At 74.1% G+C, this 12,769-nt stretch carries 12 protein-coding genes and 3 tRNA genes; 12 read left to right on the plus strand and 3 right to left on the minus strand.

Annotation, left to right across the window (positions count from 1 at the left end):
* Positions 1–15 precede the first annotated feature (15 nt).
* From AR3_RS22095 to AR3_RS22130, 8 genes are all read left to right on the plus strand, one after another.
* Positions 16–1,128, plus strand: a complete 1,113-nt coding sequence (locus AR3_RS22095) for a D-alanine--D-alanine ligase family protein (protein WP_067916448.1) — start codon at positions 16–18, stop codon at positions 1,126–1,128.
* Between the two features lie 203 nt (positions 1,129–1,331).
* Positions 1,332–2,006, plus strand: a complete 675-nt coding sequence (locus AR3_RS22100; protein WP_067916449.1) for an acetamidase/formamidase family protein — start codon at positions 1,332–1,334, stop codon at positions 2,004–2,006.
* 330 nt (positions 2,007–2,336) lie between these two features.
* A tRNA-Leu gene (locus tag AR3_RS22105) sits at positions 2,337–2,413 on the plus strand.
* A 1-nt stretch (position 2,414) separates the two neighbouring features.
* A tRNA-Leu gene (locus AR3_RS22110) sits at positions 2,415–2,489 on the plus strand.
* A 113-nt stretch (positions 2,490–2,602) separates the two neighbouring features.
* Entirely contained in the window at positions 2,603–3,379 is a 777-nt protein-coding gene (locus AR3_RS22115) for an Fpg/Nei family DNA glycosylase (protein ID WP_067916451.1), read from the plus strand.
* Between the two features lie 86 nt (positions 3,380–3,465).
* Positions 3,466–3,551: transfer RNA gene (locus AR3_RS22120), tRNA-Tyr, on the plus strand.
* A gap of 130 nt (positions 3,552–3,681) precedes the next feature.
* Positions 3,682–6,930, plus strand: a complete 3,249-nt coding sequence (locus tag AR3_RS22125) for a UvrD-helicase domain-containing protein (protein ID WP_067916453.1) — start codon at positions 3,682–3,684, stop codon at positions 6,928–6,930.
* 275 nt (positions 6,931–7,205) lie between these two features.
* Positions 7,206–8,162, plus strand: coding sequence for a chitinase (locus tag AR3_RS22130; RefSeq protein WP_217998696.1), 957 nt, complete (start codon positions 7,206–7,208; stop codon positions 8,160–8,162).
* Between the two features lie 182 nt (positions 8,163–8,344).
* On the opposite strand, the gene AR3_RS22135 is transcribed toward AR3_RS22130, so the two are convergent.
* Complete coding sequence (locus AR3_RS22135) at positions 8,345–8,851, minus strand: DUF3515 domain-containing protein (RefSeq protein WP_227023139.1); 507 nt, start codon at positions 8,849–8,851, stop codon at positions 8,345–8,347.
* Between the two features lie 15 nt (positions 8,852–8,866).
* Positions 8,867–9,100, minus strand: coding sequence for an Lrp/AsnC family transcriptional regulator (locus AR3_RS22140; RefSeq protein WP_067916454.1), 234 nt, complete (start codon positions 9,098–9,100; stop codon positions 8,867–8,869).
* Positions 9,101–9,230: 130 nt separating this feature from the next.
* On the opposite strand from AR3_RS22140, the gene AR3_RS22145 reads away from it, so the two are divergent.
* From AR3_RS22145 to thiD, 3 genes are all read left to right on the plus strand, one after another.
* A complete protein-coding gene (locus AR3_RS22145; protein WP_067916455.1) occupies positions 9,231–10,151 on the plus strand; it encodes a thiamine-phosphate kinase in 921 nt (306 codons plus the stop codon).
* A 255-nt stretch (positions 10,152–10,406) separates the two neighbouring features.
* A complete protein-coding gene (locus AR3_RS22150; RefSeq protein WP_227023140.1) occupies positions 10,407–10,889 on the plus strand; it encodes a cellulose binding domain-containing protein in 483 nt (160 codons plus the stop codon).
* Positions 10,890–10,940: 51 nt separating this feature from the next.
* Positions 10,941–11,759, plus strand: a complete 819-nt coding sequence (thiD, locus tag AR3_RS22155) for a bifunctional hydroxymethylpyrimidine kinase/phosphomethylpyrimidine kinase (RefSeq protein WP_067916457.1) — start codon at positions 10,941–10,943, stop codon at positions 11,757–11,759.
* 77 nt (positions 11,760–11,836) lie between these two features.
* Here the strand turns inward: thiD and rpmB are convergent, their stop codons facing one another.
* Positions 11,837–12,031 carry a 50S ribosomal protein L28 gene (gene rpmB / locus AR3_RS22160; RefSeq protein WP_067916462.1) on the minus strand — a complete coding sequence of 65 codons (195 nt, stop codon included), beginning with the start codon at positions 12,029–12,031 and terminating at the stop codon, positions 11,837–11,839.
* Between the two features lie 263 nt (positions 12,032–12,294).
* Here rpmB and AR3_RS22165 point away from each other — a divergent pair.
* Positions 12,295–12,769: DAK2 domain-containing protein (locus AR3_RS22165; protein WP_157406735.1), on the plus strand; the 475-nt coding region annotated here is incomplete at its 3' end.

The following is a 12,769-nucleotide window of genomic DNA, read 5'->3' on the forward strand; positions in this document are numbered from 1 at the left end:
GTAGGGTCGGGCATCATGTCCGACGCTTCACCTAAGATCCGCGTGGCCGTGGTCTTCGGCGGGCGCAGCAGCGAACACGAGATCTCCTGCGTCACCGCGGGCGCCGTCATGTCCGCCATCGACCGCGACCGCTATGAGGTGGTGCCCGTCGGCATCGCCCGTGACGGCCGCTGGGTGCTCGCGCCCGGAGACCAGCGCCTGGCCATCGAGGACGGGCGGCTGCCCGAGGTGACCGGCGACGGCAAGGAGCTGATGCTGCCGTTCGACCCGCGCAGCCGCGGCCTGATGGTGGTCGAACCGGGCCGGGTGCCCGCCACGCTGGCCGAGGTGGACGTCGTGCTGCCGCTGCTGCACGGCCCGTACGGCGAGGACGGCACCATCCAGGGCATGCTGGAGATGGCGGGCGTCCGGTACGTCGGCTCCGGGGTGCTGTCCAGCGCGGTCTGCATGGACAAGGGCTACATGAAGCTCATCTGGCAGGCCCGCGGCCTGCCGGTCGGCCGGCACGTGCTGATCAACGACCGGGAGTGGCGCACCGCCCGCACCGCCACGCTGGACGAGGTCAAGCAGCTGGGCCTGCCGGTGTTCGTCAAGCCCGCCCGCGCCGGGTCCAGCATGGGCATCTCCAAGGTGGAGGCCGAGGCCGACCTGGTCGCGGCGATCGAGGCGGCCCGCGAGCACGACCCCAAGGTCATCGTGGAGGCCGCGATCGTCGGCCGCGAGATCGAGTGCGGCGTGCTGCAGGGCCTGTCCGGCGGTCCCGCCGAGGCCAGCGTGCCCGCCGAGATCCTCATGGCGGGCGACCGCGACTTCTACGACTTCGAGACCAAGTACCTGGACGGCACCACCAGCCTGGCCATTCCGCCGGACCTGCCGCCCGAGGCCGTCGCCGAGGTCCAGCGTCTGGCCGTCGCGGCGTTCGAGGCGCTGGACTGCGAGGGCCTGGCCCGCGTCGACTTCTTCTACACCCCCGACGGCCGCTGGATCCTCAATGAGATCAACACCATGCCCGGCTTCACGCCCTCGTCGGCGTTCCCGCAGATGTGGGCCGCGAGCGGCCTGGACTACCCGGCCCTGGTGGACCGCCTCATCCAGACCGCCCTGCAGCGCCCCGCAGGCCTGCGCTGACCCAGACCCGCCCCGAGCACCGCGAGGGAACGCTAACCCCGCCGTAAGGGCAGCGAAATCACTCGGAAACAGGGTGGTCGGCAGGATTCTCTTCGAGAAAATGGCACCGTAAGGGGGGAATCCCGTTGTCGCTCCTACCTGCCTCCGAGGCGTCCCGCGCGGGCGCTCACGCGTTTCCGGCGTCGTCATGGGGCGGTGGGGACGTGAGCCGGACGGTGCCCGGGCACGACCGGTGGCACCCGGAGATCCCGGCGGTGGCCGAGGTCATCACGGGCGGATCGATCCGGCTGGAATGCCAGCGGCGCGAGCCCGGGGCCGAGCCGGTGCTGTGCGGCCCGGTCACGGTGGTGGGCGCCGAGCCCGGCGACGTGATCGTGGTGGACGTGATCGGCGTGGGCCGGTCCGACGGCCGGCACGCGCCCGCCGGGCACCCCGGCGTGATCGGGTGCGCGCCGGACGCCGCGATGCTGACGGCCGCGGCCGACGAGCGGGCGGCCGCCGAGCCGGAGGCGGGAACGCCGCGGCCCGGCGCCGACGTGCCCGGCCTCCTGCTGGGGCATCTCGAGGAGGGGTCGGCGGAGTACCGGCGGGTCGCCGCGGAGGCGGTGAGCAGCCGGGCGCGCGGCCGGCAGATCGGGGGCTGCGGCATCGCCCCGCTGACGGCCGGCTCGCGGATCCTGCTGCCGGTGCACGTGCCCGGCGCCAAGCTGTCGGTGGGCGACCTGCACTTCCCCGCGAGCGGCGCCGAGGACTGCCGGGCGGCGGCGGGGGCCGGATGGATCGACCTGCGGGTCCACCTGACGCGCCGCGGCGTGGAGCGGTTCAGGGTGAACGGCCCGTTGTTGATGCCCGCCCCTCGAATGCCCGCGGGACGCTGATCCCTCCGAAAAGGACCCGCACGCGGAGTCCGGTGCCGGCGACCTGAGGGAGCAGGGTCGGTGAAAACGCCATTTCGCGGGGTGCGGCGGACGGCCCGCCGCGACGGCGTCGTCCGGCGGAGAAAATGCGTTGCCCGAATCGGAGCCGCCGTGGCACCGTGGTCGTCGTCAGCCCGTCCGAGTATGACGAAAGGGGGATCGGCCATGGCGCTCGAACGGCTACGACTGCCTGGGGCGTCGCTCGTCGGGCATGGCCGGTCCCGCCCCTGACCTTTCCGGCCGCGCCATCGCGGGCGACGCCTTCCCCGAAACGTTCGGCATCGATTCCGCGCGGCTCTACTCCAATCGGCAGAGAGGCCACTTTCAGGAAGTGGTTGTTCCGGGTTCGAATCCCGGGAGCCGTACCACGCCCCCGTCGCCCAACTGGCAGAGGCGCCTGTTCGAGAGGCAGGAATGGTGCAGGTTCGAATCCTGCCGGGGGTACTGCGTGATGGCGCAGGGATGATTCGCGGACTGCGCCGCCCTTATAGGGCGCCCGTCGGCACGCATTGACGGAAACGCGGTGGACCCGTGCGGCTGCGGGTAGGCCCTCGGGTATGCCGGAGCTGCCGGACGTCGAAGGGTTCCGCCGGGTGCTGGCCGAGCACACCGGCGAGCCGATCACGGCCGTGCGGGTGTGCGACGCGGGCGTGCTGCGCGGCGTGACCCCGCGGCGGTTGGACAAGGCCTTGCGGGGGCGCAGGTTCGAGCCGCCGCGGCGGCACGGGAAGTGGCTGATCGCCCCGGCGGACGGTCCGGTGCTCATGCTGCACTTCGGGATGACCGGCTCGCTGTCCTGGCATGGGCGCGGCGAGCCGCGGCACCGGCACGACCGGGTGGTCTGGAGCTTCCCCGGCGGGGAGCTGCGCCTGCGCGACATGCGCAAACTGCAGGGCGTGCGGCTCGCCGCCGATGAGGACGAGGCCGGCCGGCTCCTCGACGATCTCGGCCCGGACGCGCTGGCGGCGTCCCGCGAGGAGTTCGCCGCGTCGCTGGCCGGACGCCGGGGCCGGCTGAAGTCGGCGCTGACCGACCAGTCGCTCCTCGCGGGGCTCGGCAACCTGCTGGCCGACGAGATCTGCTGGCAGGCCCTCGTCAGCCCGCTGCGGGACGTCCGGGACCTGCGCGACGACGAGGTGGCCGCGCTCTACCGGACCATGCGGCGCGTGCTGCGGGAAGCCGTCGACGAGGGACGGGTGCCGCCGCGCGACACATGGCTGACCGGGGCGCGCGACGAGCCCGGAAGGCCCTGCCCGCGCTGCGGGACGCCCCTGTCGAGACGCCGGATCGCAGGCCGCACGACCGTGTGGTGCCGCACCTGCCAGCCGGGGTGACGGCGCCCCGGTCGCCGCCCCTCGGACGGCGGGAAAACCCTTTGCGGCGAAACGGCGTCCATTGGCATCGTGAAAACGCGACGCGAGGGGCGGCGCCGACGCGGGAGAGTCGGGTCTGCCTGTAAAGCAGAAGCTTCGCGCTGAGTGGGTTCGAATCCCACCCGCCCCACCATTCCTCGCGCAATCCCCGCGGCACCGGGCGAGCCCGCCGCCACGCCCCGTCCCGGCCGCACGGCGGGCGACGGGCGATGTTCCCGCGTTCTCGGCGCGGCGGGCGGGGCGGATGTGGGACGATGCGGCGAGTGCGTTTCCATGCCGATCTCCATATCCATTCCAAGTACTCCCGGGCGTGCAGCAAGGACTGCGATCTGGAGCATCTGACCTGGTGGGCGCGGCGCAAGGGCATCACGCTGGTCGGCACCGGCGACTTCACCCACCCGGCGTGGTTCGACCATCTGCGCGAGAACCTCGTGCCCGCCGAGCCGGGGCTGTTCCGGCTGCGCGACGACCTGGACCGCGAGATCTCCCGCACCCTGCCGCCCGCGGTGGCCTCCGCGGACGTCCGGTTCATGCTGTCGGTCGAGATCTCGACCATCTACAAGCGCGGCGAACGCACCCGCAAGGTGCACCACCTGGTGTACGTGCCGGATTTCGACGCCGCCGCCGAGTTCAACCGCAGGCTCGGCCGGATCGGCAACCTCGGGTCCGACGGCCGGCCCATTCTCGGGCTCGACTCCCGCGACCTGCTGGAGATCACCCTGGAGTGCGGCGAGGGCGCCTACCTGGTGCCCGCCCACGTGTGGACGCCGTGGTTCGCCGTGCTCGGCTCCAAGTCCGGCTTCGACGCGATCGAGGACTGCTATCTCGACCTGGCCGACCACATCTTCGCGCTGGAGACCGGGCTGTCCAGCGACCCGGCCATGAACTGGCGGGTCTCCGCGCTGGACAAGTACCGCATGGTCAGCAACTCCGACGCGCATTCGCCGCCCATGCTCGGACGCGAGACCACGGTGTTCGACACCGACCTGGACTACTACTCCGTCCGGCGGGCCCTGGAGACCGGCGACGGGCACGCGGGCTCGATCGAGTTCTTCCCCGAGGAGGGCAAGTACCACGTCGACGGCCACCGCAAGTGCGGGGTGCGCCTGGAGCCGAAGGAGACGCGCGACCTGGGCGGCCGCTGCCCCGAGTGCGGCAAGCCCCTGACCGTCGGCGTGCTGAGCCGCGTCGAGGACCTGGCCGACCGGCCGGAGGGCTACCGGCCCGAGGGCGCCGCCGACTTCCGCAGCCTCGTCCCGCTGCCGGAGGTGATGAGCGAGATCCTCGGCGTGGGGCCCAAGAGCAAGAAGGTCCTCGGGGAGATCGCCCGGTTGACCGCCGCGCTCGGCCCCGAGCTGGCGATCCTGGAGGAGGTCCCCGTCGACGACATCGCGGCCCAGGCGCCGCTGCTCGGCGAGGCGGTGGCCCGGCTGCGGCGCGGCGAGGTGATCCGCGAGGCCGGATACGACGGCGAATACGGTGTGATCCGCCTCTTCCAGCCGGACGAGCTGCGCCGTGCCGCGGCGGTCGCCGCTCCCACCCTGTTCGACGACGCGCTCTTCGACGTCGCGCCGTCCGGCGGGTCCGGCGGCGCCGCGCAGGACCGGCGGCCGAACCGGCGGGCCGCGGCGGGGGAGGGGGCGGAGGAACGCCCGGCGGGCGGCCGAGGCCCCGGCGCCGCCGAACCGGCCGAGGAACAGCCCGCGGAACCGCGCAAGGACGCCGACGGCCCCGCCCGGGTGCCGCGGCCGCGTCCGCCCGCGGAAGCCGCGGCGGCGGACCGGGCAGCCCGCACGTCGCTGCTGGACGGGCTGGACCCCGACCAGCGCGCCGCCGCGGAGGTCCCCGGCGGGCCGCTGCTGATCATCGCCGGGCCGGGCACCGGCAAGACGCGCACGCTCACCCACCGCATCGCGCACCTGGTGGTCGAGCGCGGGGTGCCGCCCGAGCAGTGCCTGGCGATCACGTTCACCCGCCGCGCCGCCGCCGAGATGGCCGAGCGCCTCGCCGCGCTCGCGCCCGCCCACGCGGGCCGGCTGACCGTCGCCACGTTCCACTCCCTGGGCCTGCGGATCCTGCGCGAGCAGCACGAGCGGGCGGGGCTCGGCGCGGACTTCGGCATCGCCGACCCCGCCCGGCAGCTGGCCGCGGCCGTCGAGGCCGCCGGGGACGAGAAGAAGGCCCGGAAGCTGCTGGCCGACGTGTCCCGGCGGCGGCGCTCGGGCGAGACGCCGCCCGAGGCCGCCGGCTACGTCGAGGCGCTGCGCCGCCAGAACCTGGTCGACTTCGACGACCTGGTGGCGCTGCCCGTCGCGCTGCTGGAATCCGACCCCGACGTGGCCGCCGCCTACCGCGACCGCTTCCGGTGGATCTCGGTGGACGAGTACCAGGACGTCGACGAGCAGCAGTACCGGCTGCTGCGGCTGCTCGCCCCGCCCGACGGGAACCTGACCGCCATCGGCGACCCCGACCAGGCCATCTACCGGTTCCGCGGCGCCGACGTCGGGTTCTTCCTGCGGTTCCGGCAGGACTTCCCGTCCGCCCGCACCGTCCAGCTCACCCGCAACTACCGGTCGAACGCCAACATCCTGGGCGCCGCGCTGCGCGCGGTCTCCCCGACGACCCTCGTGCCCGGGAGGGAGCTGCGCCCGGTGGGCGACCACGGGGACGCGCTGGTCGGCACGCACCGGGCGGCCACCGAGCAGGCCGAGGCGGCGTTCGTCGCCCGGACGATCGAGCGGCTGCTGGGCGGCACGTCGTTCCACTCCCGCGACAGCGGCCGCGTCGACTCCGACGGCCCCTCGGAGCTGAGCCTGTCCGACTTCGCCGTGCTGTACCGCACCGACCGGCAGGCCCGCCCCGTCATGGAGGCGCTGACCCGCGCCGGGCTGCCGTTCCAGAAGCGCTCGCACGACCGGCTCGCCGACCGGCCGGGCGTCGAGCACATCCTCCACGAGCTGCGGCACCCGGGCGAGGGCCCGGTCCTGCGGCGGCTGCGGCGGGCCGCCGACGCCGTCGCCGCCCGCCTGCCCGAGGAGGCCGCCGCCGACGTCCACACCGCCGTCGACCTGCTCAGGCCGCTGGCCGAACGGTGCGGCGACGACGTGCAGCGGTTCCGCGACGAGCTGGCGCTCGGCGTCGAGGTCGACTCCTGGGACCCGCGGGCCGACCGGATCTCCCTGCTCACCCTGCACGCGTCCAAGGGGCTGGAGTTCCCGGTGGTCTTCGTGGTCGGCTGCGAGGACGGGCTGCTCCCGCTGCGCTGGCCCGGCGGCGGGGAGGAGGACGACGAGGAGGCCGTCCGCGAGGAGCGGCGCCTGCTGTTCGTCGGCATGACCCGCGCGCAACGGCACCTGTACCTCAGCCATGCCGACGAACGCGTCCGCAACGGGGCCGTCCGCAAGTCCGCTCTCTCCCCGTTCCTCGCGGACCTGGACGCGGCCCTGTGCGAACGCGTCGACGCCGCCGCCCCGCGCCGCAAGCCCAAGGACACCCAGCTGCGCCTGCTGTAGCCGACGGCCCGCACCGCACGCACGGCGTGCGAGGTGGCGAATTTTGCCGGTGCGGTGCGGGACCGGTCGGCGGGAACCGCCGAATTCCGGGGAACGGCGGCGCCGGTTCGGGCGCCGACCTGGGGTGGTCTCGTGACGCGGGGTCAGGCGGCGCTTGCCGGTCGGGGACGTCGGGGTTACCGTCCCCAAATTAGGAAACTTTCCTAACTGAAAGGTGTCTTGGGGAAGTCTGCACCTGCCCCGCACGATCCCCGCACGATCCCAGGGAGCGACTCTTGCGACGCATCATCGTCCCCGTGATGGCGGCGCTGCTCGCCGCGCTGACGCTGGGCTTCGCCCGGCCGACCGCCGCCCAGGCCGCCCAGACCATCCGCTTCGCCCCGTACATCGACATCACCATGACGACGCCGTCGCTGACCGCCGCCGCGCAGGCGACCGGCGTCCGGAACTACACGCTCGCCTTCGTGCTCGCCGACAGCACCGGCTGCAACCCCGCGTGGGGCGGCACGATCCCCCTCGACGACGCCCGCATCATCAACGACGTCCGCGCGCTGCAGAACAGCGGCGGCCAGGTGATCGTGGCGTCCGGCGGCGCGCTGTCGCCGTACCTGGAGCACGTCTGCGGCTCGGCCGACGCGCTGCTGGCCGCCTACAAGAAGGTCCTCGACACGGTGGGCACCAACCACCTGGACGTCGACATCGAGGCGGCCGTGGACGTCGCCAAGGTGAACACCGCCCTCAAGCGGCTCCAGGACGAACGCGGCACGTCCATCAGCTACACCCTGCGCGTCCAGGGCCAGGACTACGGCGTCGACCCGTTCTCCGTGCAGATCCTGCAGGACGCGGCCGCCCGCGGGCTGGACGTCGTCGTCAACCCGATGCTGATGAACTTCGGCTACACCGGCGACTGGGGCGCCGCCATGATCTCCGCGGCCGAGGCGACGCTGCGGCAGATGCGCCAGATCTGGCCGAACCGCTCCGACGCCGAGCTCAAGCGGCGGCTCGGCATCACCCCGATGATCGGCAAGAACGACTCGGGCATGACCACCACGCTGGACCACGCCCGCGCCCTGCGCGACTGGGCCAACGCCAACCACATCGGGTTCGTCGGCTTCTGGTCCGTGGGCCGGGACAACGGCGGCTGCCCCGACGGCCGCGTCTCGCCGACCTGCAGCGGCATCGCCCAGTCCCCGTACGAGTTCACGGGCGTCTTCAAGGGCTTCACCGGCTGAGGCCGCCGCGGTCCGGCTGAAGAAACCGCCGGGGCCGGGCGGGCCCGCTGCCGTCGACCGCCCGGCCCGGGGCGCGCCGTCCCCGGTCCACCGCTCAGGACCGGGGACGGCCCCCTGCGTCCTGAAGCGACAGGATTGCCTGTCCGTGCGGCCACAGGTCGATGCACCCGTGGTGAGCCGGGTCAGATCTGGCCCTCGGGCTTCTTGGGAATGGTGGCGGCGATCGCCGCGCCGAGTTCGATGAGCACGTCGCCCGGCGGCGTGTACGCGGCGGGAACGGTCACCTCGACGTACGCCTGGCGGGCCACGGCCGTGAACGTGACCGGCCGGTCGACGGGCACGCCGAACCAGTCCACGCCGTTGATGGTCATCAGCTGGGAGTCGGGCCGCAGCTCGGGCGGCCGCGGCACGCCGCAGCGCAGCGCGATCGCCGGGGACCCCCACGCGGCGGTCAGCGGCGACTCGGGGGTCGTGTCGCGGCGCTCGTGCCCGAGCACCTTCTCCGGAAGCCGCAGCCCCGCGCACAGCCGGGCCGTCGCCGCGTCCGGCGTGGGCACGGGCACCCGCACGGCCCCGGCGCCGCACCCGGCCGCCAGCAGGGCGGCGGGCAGGAGCGCCGCGAGGGCGGTCCGGACCCGGGGCGCGCGGCGGGCGGCGGACGACGGCGCGCGGGGGGTGGCACGGCGCACGGGCGGACCGCCGCCTCAGATGTGGACGATCGGGCAGGTCAGCGTGCGGGTGATGCCCTCGACCGCCTGGATCTGGGCCACCACCAGCTTGCCGAGGTCGTCGACGTTGCCGGACTCCGCCCGCACGATCACGTCGTAGGGCCCGGTCACGTCCTCGGCCTGGACGACGCCCGGGATGCCGGCGATCTGACGGGCGACCTCGGCCGCCTTGCCCACTTCGGTCTGGATGAGGATGTAGGCGCGCACCATCTCGTCCTCCCCGGGCGTAGAAAGAGCCGTCGGACGGTCACCGTATCGTGATACCCGCTGTGACGGCGCGTCGGGGGTGATCTTCGCATTTCGGGGCGCACACGACCAAGATCGGCGAGTCGGGGAGCATATGACCACGATCGGTGAGCTGGGCGAGTTCGGGCTGATCGCCCGGCTGACGCGGGGCCTGCCGCTCGGCCCGGACGTCGCGCTGGGCCCGGGCGACGACGCGGCCGTGGTCGCCGCCCCGGACGGGCGCGTCGTCGCCACCTGCGACCTGCTGGTCGAGGACAGGCACTTCCGCCGCGACTGGTCGCCCCCGTACGACATCGGGCGCAAGGCGGCCGCCCAGAACCTCGCGGACGTGGCGGCCATGGGGGCCCGTCCCACGGCGCTGCTGGTCGGGCTGGCGGCGCCCGCCGCCACCGAGGCCGCCTGGGTGCAGCGGCTGTACGACGGGCTGGCCGACGAGTGCGCGCGGGCCGGCGCGTCGGTGGTCGGCGGCGACGTGGTGGCCGCCGAGGCGATCACCCTGGCCGTCACGGCGCTGGGCGACCTGGCGGGCCGGCCGCCGCTGACCCGCTCGGGGGCCCGCCCCGGCGACCTGGTGGCGGTGCGGGGGCGGCTGGGGCTGTCCTCGGCGGGCCTGGAGCTGCTGCGGCGCGGCGAGGACGAGCCCGCCGAGCTGGTCCGGGCGCACCGGCGGCCGAGTCCGCCCTACGAGGCGGGGGCCGAGGCCCGCGCGGCCGGCGCCACCGCGCTGCTGGACGTCAGCGACGGCCTGGTGCAGGATCTCGGGCACGTCGCCGAGGCGTCCGGGGTCCGCATAGAGATCGATTCGACGGCCGTCCCCGTCCCCGAGATACTCGGGCCCGGCGGTCTGCGGCACGCCCTCACCGGCGGGGAGGACCACGCGTTCGCGGGGACGTTCCCGCCCGGCGCGCGGCCGCCCGCCGGCTGGACGGTCATAGGCCGCGTCGCCGAGGGCGCGGGCGTCGTCGTGGACGGCCGCCCGTACGGCCCCGGCGGATGGGACCATTACCGCGGGTGAGGCGCACGCCCCGGCCGGGCCGGCGCGGGCCGCCCGCCCGCCCCGGCGGTGAACGACCCGGACGTCTTTCACCGTCTGGTGGGCAGATTTGATGCTGGTTTGGTATACATCCTCTGATCGAAGAGGGATGGGATGGGACGACACACCAAGCCGAGCCGACCCGAAGACGAGGCCGGCGCCACCGGCGCCGATCCGCCTCGGACCGGCCGCCGATGGTTGAGGCTCATCGGTCTGGTCCCCCTTCCCCTCTTTCCGATGCTGGCCCTGGTGATCGCCGTCGGGGTGGTCGCCTACGCGTTCAGCACCCAGCAGATCTCCCTGAACTTCGCCGGCGGGGCCCCGTCCGAGCCGCACACCGGCAACCGCGACAGCCAGGTGTCCGACCGCGGCCAGGGCGGCCGCGCCAGCCGCGGCGTCGAGCGCTCCGACGGCCTGGTGGTGGGCTTTCGGGTCCGGTCCCGCACCGCGACCGGCTACCGCGCCCGGGCCACCATCGCCAACCGCGGCGCCCGCCCGGTGCCGAAGTGGGCCCTCGCCTTCCGGATCAAGGGCTCCCGGGTGGTGTCGCTCTCCGGCGGCGTCGTCGTCCGCACCGGCGCCACCGGCTGGGTGCGCAGCCGTCCCGGCGCCCCGGAGCTCGCGCCCGGCCAGTCCGTGCGCGTCGAGTTCGTCGGCACCGGCACCCCCCGCACCCCGTACAAGTGCATCCTCAACAGCCAGCCCTGCACCCTGGTCTGACCGGCCGCCCGAACCGATCAAAGCGGCCGTGAACCCCCTAAAGTGGGCGGCATGACGCAGAACTCCCCAGGCGACAAGGCCCTGCCGCTCGTGCTCACCGTGGCGGGCTCCGACTCCGGCGGCGGCGCCGGCATCCAGGCCGACCTGAAGACGATGTTCGCCCTAGGCACGCACGGGATGAGCGTCATCGCGGCGGTGACCGCGCAGAACTCCCTCGGCGTGCAGGGCTACTGGGAGCTGCCCCCCGAGGCCGTCCGCGCCCAGCTCGACTCGGTGCTGTCCGACATCGGCGCCGACGCGATCAAGACCGGCATGCTGGCGTCCACCGCGCTGGTGGAGACCGTCGCCGAGGTGCTGGCCGACGTGGACGTCCCCGTCGTCGTCGACCCGGTGGGCGTCTCCAAGCACGGCGACCCGCTGCTCGCGCCCGAGGCCGTCGACGCGGTCCGGCGCGCGCTGCTGCCGACCGCCACCGTCGCCACCCCCAACCTCTGGGAGGTCGAGCAGCTCACCGGCGTCAAGGTGGTGGACGAGTCCGGGATGCGCGAGGCGGCCGAGGCGGTCAAGGAGCTCGGTCCGCGCTGGGTGCTGATCAAGGGCGGCCATCTGCCCGGCGAGCCCGCCGACCTGCTGTTCGACGGCGAGCGCGAGTACCGCTTCACCGCCCCGCGCCACGACAACCGGCACACCCACGGCACCGGATGCACCCTGGCGTCCGCGATCGCGTCCTACCTGGCGCACGGCGAGGACGTCCACGACGCCGTGGCGAAGGCCAAGGAGTACGTCACCGGCGCCATCGCCGCCGGCTTCCCGCTGGGCTCGGGCATCGGCCCGGTCGACCACGGCTGGCGGCTGCGCGCGTCGTCCTGACCGGACCCGGACATGCGAAAAGTCGGCTCGCCGGACGAACCGGTGAGCCGACTGGGGTCCGGACGGCCGCCTGGACGTCAGACGGAGGGCTTGACGACCTTGCCCGCCTTGATGCAGGACGTGCAGGCGTTGATCCGCTTGGTGCTGCCGTTCACGACGGCGCGCACGCGCTGGATGTTGGGGTTCCAGCGGCGCGGGGTGCGGCGGTGCGAGTGGGAGACGCGCATGCCGAAACCGGGTCCCTTGCCGCAGACGTCGCAGACGGAAGCCACGGGAAACTCCAAGTGGTGTCGATGCTGTGCGATGGAGCGGCCGGCGTCGACCGGACGGACCGGCGCTCGAGAATGGCACCCCGGACGAGGCGCACGGACCAGAGTAGCCCACCCGGCGTCGGGTAGGCGAATCGGCCGCGCGTGCCCGGGGCGCGCCCTGTTCCCAACGGCGCGGTGCGCGCGGTAGAGATGGCAGCGCGGAAACCCGACGGACCCCGGCGGACGCTCCGGCGGGAACCGGGCACCTGTGGAGGGGGGCGAGCGTGGGCGAGGTCCTCGACGCGGCGGCGCTGCGGCGGTGGAGCAGGCTGGCGGCGGACGCGCTCGGACGGACCCGCGGCGAGATCGACGCCCTCAACGTCTTTCCCGTGCCGGACGGCGACACCGGCACCAACCTGCACCTGACCGTCCTGGCGGCGGCCGAGGCGGTCGAGGCGCGGGAGGCGGACGCCGACGTGGCCGCGGTGTGGCGGGAACTGGCCCAGGGGGCGCTGCTGGGCGCCCGGGGCAACTCCGGCGTGATCCTCAGCCAGGTGTTCCGCGGGCTCGCCGAGATCCTCGGGCCGGGCGGCGCGTCGCCCGACGCGGCCCGCTTCGGGGAGGCGCTGGCGTACGCGGCGGTCCTCGCGCGCAACGCCGTCGCGCATCCGGTCGAGGGCACCATCCTCAGCGTGCTGGACGCCGCGTCCGCCGCGACCGACGGCGGCGCGCCCGGCGGCGGCCTGGCCGACGCCGCCC

Origin of the sequence: Actinomadura rubrobrunea NBRC 15275 (assembly GCF_001552235.1) — a bacterium.
In the GTDB taxonomy this organism is placed as follows: domain Bacteria; phylum Actinomycetota; class Actinomycetes; order Streptosporangiales; family Streptosporangiaceae; genus Spirillospora; species Spirillospora viridilutea.